At 53.6% G+C, this 6,321-nt stretch carries 5 protein-coding genes; 2 read left to right on the top strand and 3 right to left on the bottom strand.

Annotated elements, in window-relative coordinates; genetic code table 11:
• Nucleotides 1–235: 235 nt before the first annotated feature.
• Nucleotides 236–901 carry a peptide-methionine (S)-S-oxide reductase MsrA gene (gene msrA, locus F0P93_RS31165; protein ID WP_150881711.1) on the top strand — a complete coding sequence of 222 codons (666 nt, stop codon included), beginning with the start codon at nucleotides 236–238 and terminating at the stop codon, nucleotides 899–901.
• Nucleotides 902–917: 16 nt separating this feature from the next.
• Here msrA and F0P93_RS31160 read toward each other — a convergent pair whose 3' ends face one another.
• From F0P93_RS31160 to F0P93_RS31150, 3 genes are read right to left on the bottom strand one after another with little or no spacing between them, the layout of a single operon-like run.
• On the bottom strand, nucleotides 918–1,772 hold the full coding sequence (locus tag F0P93_RS31160) for a C1 family peptidase (protein ID WP_150881710.1): 855 nt from the start codon (nucleotides 1,770–1,772) through the stop codon (nucleotides 918–920).
• Entirely contained in the window at nucleotides 1,769–2,557 is a 789-nt protein-coding gene (locus F0P93_RS31155) for a tetratricopeptide repeat protein (protein WP_150881709.1), read from the bottom strand. The genes F0P93_RS31160 and F0P93_RS31155 overlap by 4 nt, the downstream gene beginning before the upstream one ends.
• A 1-nt stretch (nucleotide 2,558) precedes the next feature.
• Nucleotides 2,559–3,242, bottom strand: coding sequence for an RNA polymerase sigma factor (locus tag F0P93_RS31150; protein ID WP_150881708.1), 684 nt, complete (start codon nucleotides 3,240–3,242; stop codon nucleotides 2,559–2,561).
• Between the two features lie 254 nt (nucleotides 3,243–3,496).
• Here F0P93_RS31150 and F0P93_RS31145 point away from each other — a divergent pair, with 254 nt between their 5' ends.
• Entirely contained in the window at nucleotides 3,497–6,298 is a 2,802-nt protein-coding gene (locus F0P93_RS31145; RefSeq protein ID WP_150881707.1) for a metallophosphoesterase, read from the top strand.
• The last annotated feature ends 23 nt before the right edge of the window (nucleotides 6,299–6,321 follow it).

Raw genomic sequence — 6,321 nt, 5'->3', positions numbered from 1 at the left:
GGAGATGTTGAACAACCCCAACCTGAAACCACAGAATCCGGGGTATCCGAACTAAGTTCCTGAATGATTTTTTGCAGACTCCCCGATTGGCCAGGCCGGTCGGGGAGTTTTTGTTTTCAGGAAAGGCCAAGTTTGTGCGGTTGAACCTCAAAAAGCAACAAACCAGTGCCGGTTTGCGTTTTTCTTTGACCGGGGTAAAACCGTTACGGTGAATCCCTTTAATCGCATTATGATCATGAAAACCAGCCTGTTTTTAAGTGTATTCTTCTGTCTCTGGACGGTCAGTGCTCAGGCACAGCTTCTGGGTACTACCCCGAATTTTGCCAAATTACCAGTCCTTCAACCGGGAGAAGCCGTTGCTACCTTCGCCGGCGGTTGTTTCTGGGCGCAGGAAGAAGCCTTCGATCAATTGAAAGGGGTTCGGGAAGTGATTTCGGGCTATTCAGGCGGGAACTTGAAAAATCCAACTTATGAGCAGGTAGGGACCGACGAAACCGGTCATGCCGAAACCGTGCAGGTATACTACGACCCGAGCGTCATTAGTTACCGTGAGCTGCTCGATGCGTTTTTTGCCAGCCATGACCCCACAACTCGCAACCGACAGGGGCCAGATGTGGGCCGCGATTACCGATCCGTTGCGTTTTACCGAAACCCAACGGAGAAAAAGGCGATTGAAGAATCCATCCAGCGGGTCAATGACTCGAAGCATTATTCCAATAAAGTGGTGACGGAAGTGGTGCCGTTTTCGGTCTTTTATCCCGCCGAAACGTATCACCAGAATTACTGCAAGCTGCACCCCAATCAGCCCTATATCCGAAATGTGTCGCTGCCGAAAGTGGAGAAAATGCGGAAAGCGATGTCAGGCAAGCTGAAGAAAGAAGGCAAATACACGACCTCCTGATTGGGCTGAAGCGGGTCTACAGAACCGCCGGTTTTTGCGGGTTGATCCTGTAGCCGTACCGGGTGAAGTGAACCAGATCCCGGTAACTGATCCAGCAGAATCCCCGGTCGGCCCAGCCTTTTCCGAAACTGTTTACAACCCGGAAAGCCCCTCCATACAAGGTGTCGTCGTAGCCGATGATGCACAGGGCGTGACCACGGAGCCGTTTGTTGGCCGGGTCGTCACCGGGGGCGGGTTTCCAGACTTTCCCGGCAAAAAGGAAAGATGGTGGAACCACCATCCCGATAACCACCGGGCCATCATCCGCCAGGGCTTTTTTCAGGCGGTACATTTTCTTCTCGTCCGGTTCAAGAACATTAAAAAGCCGCTCGTATCCATCGATTCGAAACCGGGCCGCGACGGCATCGACGGCTTCGGTTTTCTGTCCGCAGGCAGGGTAGGGGAAGTTTTTGAAAGGCACTACCCCGACACTTTTCAGGACATCGAAGGCTTTCGACAGGTAGATTCCTTCCGAACAGGCATAATCCCGTTCCGATTTGGCTTTTTCGTAGAGATAAGAGGGCGAAAAAGCGAGTTGATCCAGAGCGGTTTTATTGGTAATCTGCTTCACTCTGGCCGCCAGAATGGTGCGAAGGTAGTAGCCGCAGGCAAACCCGACGCAGGTGCCGTAGCTACCCTGGGCCTGCACCGACGGGCAGTAGGCTTCGTAAGAAACACGGGTGGGTAACTTCTTCTTGGTGACAATTTCCTGGTATGGAGCGGTTTCATAAGCGGCATCATCGAGCAGCAGCCCCGGATTGATCTCCGTTTGAGCCGCAGCTGACAAGGCCAATAATAAGCTCCAGAAACCGTGTAACCAATTGGTTTTCATGGGTTTTGCTGAATATGTTCGATCAGTTCACGCGCTTCTTGCTGATAAGGATGGCCGTTTTGATCGGCCAGTTGCTGGGCCATTTTTCGGGCTTCTTCCCGTTGTTGAGCTTTCAGATAGGCCAGTGCCAGATACCAGTAGGCGGTAGCCGTCCAATGGCCGGACTTTCCCTGGCTGATCGACGTCAATTGACTGATGGCCAGCCGGGTGTCGTTTTGTTGCAAGGCATCGATGGCCTCGGTCAGACGGACGGAATCGGAGCGGGCCTGGGCTGGCTCCACTGGCGCGGCCACCCGATCCGGATCGATCGGTAGCACGGGTTGTGGTTTGGGAACCGGAGAGAAATAGATCTCGAACGACTTTTCATTCTGAGCCATTAACGCCTGTTTATCCGACCAGTTCTGGAACAACGCCCAACTTAGGCCCACCAAAAGAAGAACCGATGCCGCCGTCGAAAAATAAGACCAGCTCTGGCGAAGTTCAGTCCGGCGGCTGGTGGGCAGCTCGATGACAGGGATTTCCGCTGGCTGCGATTCATCAGTTTCCGGTTTTAAGGCCTCATCCTTCAATAAACCACGCTTCTCCAGGTCCGAATGCAACGTTTTGAATCGCTGTTTTTGAGCCAGAAAAGCCAACCCCTGCTTTATTTCGAGTTGCATAGCCACTTCCTGCCGGAGCGATTCGTCGCTCTGCATCCGATTTTCGAAACCCGCTTTTTCGGCGGGCGCCATGCGGTCGGACAGGTAATCCCCAATTTGTTCGAGTAATTCTTCCGATAACTCCATATTACTCTCTTTTATACTGTGTATACAAAGCTTTCATGCGCTGTGCACACCGAAACCGCTTGACTTTGGCGGAGTTTTCCTGTAATCCAATGCGGGCTCCGCACTCAGCCAGTGACTTTTCTTCGACGTAGAAGCAGTGCAACATCGCCCGGCAGTCTTCGCCGACTTCCGCAAACGACCGTCCGACGGCTTCCCAATCGGTTTCACTATCTTCCCAAAGCGCATCCCGCTCCGCCGGGTTCTCCCGGTTTTCGTTCTCCGGAAGGTCATCTTCCGAATTTTCGAGGTACGTAGAAAGGAACGGGTTGGGTTCATTCCAAATGAAATCGTTCTCTTCCGCAACAGCCTCTGTGCCTGCATCCAGCTTCCGAATCCGGTTCTTTTTCAGGAAGTTGACCCAGCGGTTCCGGCATACGGTGAAGACGTAGGCGGTTACGGCTTTTCCCTGAAAGACATACTTTCCATTTTTCAATTTCAAGGCAAATTCGGCCAGCCCATCCTGTAAAATATCCAGTGCATCGTCCGTCGAAATAGAACTCCGTTGACTGGCGTACGGAATAAATACCCGGTAGGAGCGGATGTACAGACACTCCCAGGCCTGGGTCTGGTCGGCCAGCAGTGCCTGATAAAACGCCAGATTTTCCTGATCAAAGCGTGCACAGGGAGTATCCAAATCAGTCGCCATAAAAACCGGGCTTACGTCCTCACCGGGTTGACATAGGTAAGCAAAATCCTTGCAAAATCAATGAAATAGTTGGATTTATCTCAGAGGTTCAGGCCTGATTGGGAGTTTGTCCCTTTGTCAGTAAAGTATCTGCACGAATGGGTTGAGGTTATCAGTAGCCCGGATCAAACTTTTCTCAAATCAGTTGTTAACCTCGCGACCGCTTCGATGATATACAGTCAGAAAATTGATCCGAATTCTAAATACTGACTCGTATGAAAACCTACTTACTACTCCTGACCGGGCTTTTTCTTCTTCTCTCCACGGAAAACCGTGTGAAAGCGCAAAGCAGCTCGCTAACGCTGGTTGCCCAGGGGGCTACCTGGAAGTATCTCGACAACGGCAGCGATCAGGGAACCGACTGGCGTTCAATTTGTTACAGCGATGGTACCTGGAAGCAAGGGGTTACCCGCCTGAGTTACGGTGAACTTGGCGATCCTACATCCCCCACGGCACCCAATTTTGTCAGCTACGGGCCGAGTGCTACCAACAAGTACATCACCACCTATTTCCGCAAGAAAATCATGGTCGATGTCGCACAGTATCCGGATGGCTATGAGCTGCGGGTATTGCGCGACGACGGCATTGTGGTGTATTTCAACGGGGCGGAGGTCTTGCGCGACAACATGCCAGCGGGCACCATCACGTCGAAAACCACGGCGTCTACCAGCCTGGGCGATGGCGAAGAGGCCATCTGGAAGAAGGTGACGCTTCCCAAAACCATCTTGAACAACGGAGAAAATACCCTCGCCGTCGAAGTCCACCAGTTCAGTGCGGGCAGCTCGGATATGGCTTTCAACCTGGAATTGGTCGGAATCGGCGGGACCACCCCGACTACTCAATTGCTGCGGGGGCCGTATCTGCAGATGGGAACGCCCACCGGAATGACCCTGCGCTGGCGAACCAGTTCCGCTTCGATGGGGCTGGTGCGGTATGGCTCCTCGCCGGGTAGTCTGACCCAGGTTGTCTACGAAGCGACTCAGGCCACCGACCACAGTGTCAGTTTGACCAATCTGACGCCCAACACCAAGTATTATTACTCGGTTGGTGCGGCTGAGACGCCAACGCTGGTTTTGCAGGGCACGGCCGACAACTACTTTTTTACCGCTCCCACCACCGGAACCGCCAAGAAAACCCGCATCTGGGCGATGGGTGATTTTGGGGAAGGCACCCAGCGGCAGCTCAACGTGCGGGATGCGTTCATGAACCACGTGGGCAGCAACTACGTCGATTTGTGGTTCTGGCTGGGCGACAATGCTTATCCGGGCGGTCTGGATACGGAATACCAGAAGAACCTGTTCGATGTGTACAAGAATGATCGCATCATCAAGCAGACGCCTTCGTATGCCACACCCGGTAACCACGACTATGCCAACAACAACCTGACGAAAACCGAGCGTACCGACCACCGCATTGCCTATTTCGACGTGATGTCGCATTTCAAGAATGCCGAAGCGGGCGGAGTGGCTTCCGGGAAAGAGGAATACTATTCGTTCAATTACGGGAATATTCACATCATCAGCCTGGATTCCTTCGGGTATGAACCGGGGCAGGGAACGACCATTTTTGGGGCTAACGGTCCGCAGATGATCTGGCTGAAAAAGGATCTGGAAGCGATCAAGAACAATCCCGCCATTCAATGGACCATTGTTTTCTGGCATCATCCGCCGTACACAAAAGGCTCGCACGACTCGGACTCACCGGCTAATCTGGCCAACGAACTGCGGGACATCCGCCAGCGGCTTTTGCCGGTTCTGGATCAGTATAAGGTCGATCTGGTCCTGAACGGCCACAGCCACGTCTACGAACGGTCGCGGCTGGTACGCAACTATACCGGTACCGAAACGGAATTCAATCCGGAGCTTCACAACGCCCCGGCTCTCAACAACGGCCAGTCGAGCGGACGGTATGACGGGTCGCCCAACTCCTGTTATTACTACAAAAGTTCAACCGCTCCGGTCAACGAAGGCATCGTTTACGTCGTCTGCGGAGCGAGTGGCGCGGGCATTGATCCGGGTTCGACAACCAAGGAAGGCTGGCCCCATAACGCCATGCAAACGTCCATCGAAACCGTGGGCGGGTCGATGTATCTGGAGGTGGAAGGCAAACGGCTTGACGCCAAGTTCATTGCAGAAGACGGCCAGGTTCGGGATCAATTCACGATCATCAAGGATACGCAGCCTTCCCAAACGCTGATTGCGAGTGGGGCTACCTGGAAATACCTCGATAACGGGACCGATCCGGGAACCGCCTGGCGCACCGCTTCGTACAACGATGCTTCCTGGAAACAGGGCACCACCCGGCTGAGCTACGGCGAAATCGGCGACCCGACGTCGCCCACGGCCCCCAACTTTGTCAGCTACGGTCCCAGTGCCGCCAACAAATACATCACGACGTATTTCCGCAAAAAGATAACCCTGTCCGACGCATCGGTGTACAATGGGTTTGACATGCGGGTGTTACGGGACGACGGTGTGGTGGTGTATGTCAATGGGAATGAGGTGTTTCGAAACAATATGCCCACCGGTACCATTTCGGCAACGACAACGGCTCTGGCCGGTTTGGGAGATGGGGAAGAAGCGATCTGGCAGACGATAACTTTACCCAGAACGGCGTTTGTCAACGGCGAAAATGTCATCACTGCCGAAGTTCACCAGTTCAATGCGGGCAGCTCGGACATGTCGTTCAATCTGGAACTGATGGGAACTACCTGCGGGGCCGTTACCACGTCGTCTAATCGGGAGGCTTCCCCTGCTGCGGTTGCATCCCTGCCGTCGGCCGAGCTAAAACCCGTAACCGTGTATCCGAATCCGACGACGGGTAAGGTCTTTCTGTATCCCGCGCTACCGTTCCAGTCGTACATCCTGACCGATTTGCAGGGAAAAACCGTCCGTGCAGTGACCCAGCCCGGTTTTCTTCCGGAAATTGATCTCTCTCCGCTGGCTCCCGGCATGTACCTACTCATCAGCCAGGGAGAGGCCGAGAAACGGAAGCCTATTCGGATCATCAAACAGTAAAACAGTACCTCTTATTTCACTTT

It is taken from the genome of Larkinella humicola, from assembly GCF_008727875.1.
GTDB lineage: Bacteria > Bacteroidota > Bacteroidia > Cytophagales > Spirosomataceae > Larkinella > Larkinella humicola.
This window is presented reverse-complemented; position numbering and strand designations above follow the sequence as displayed.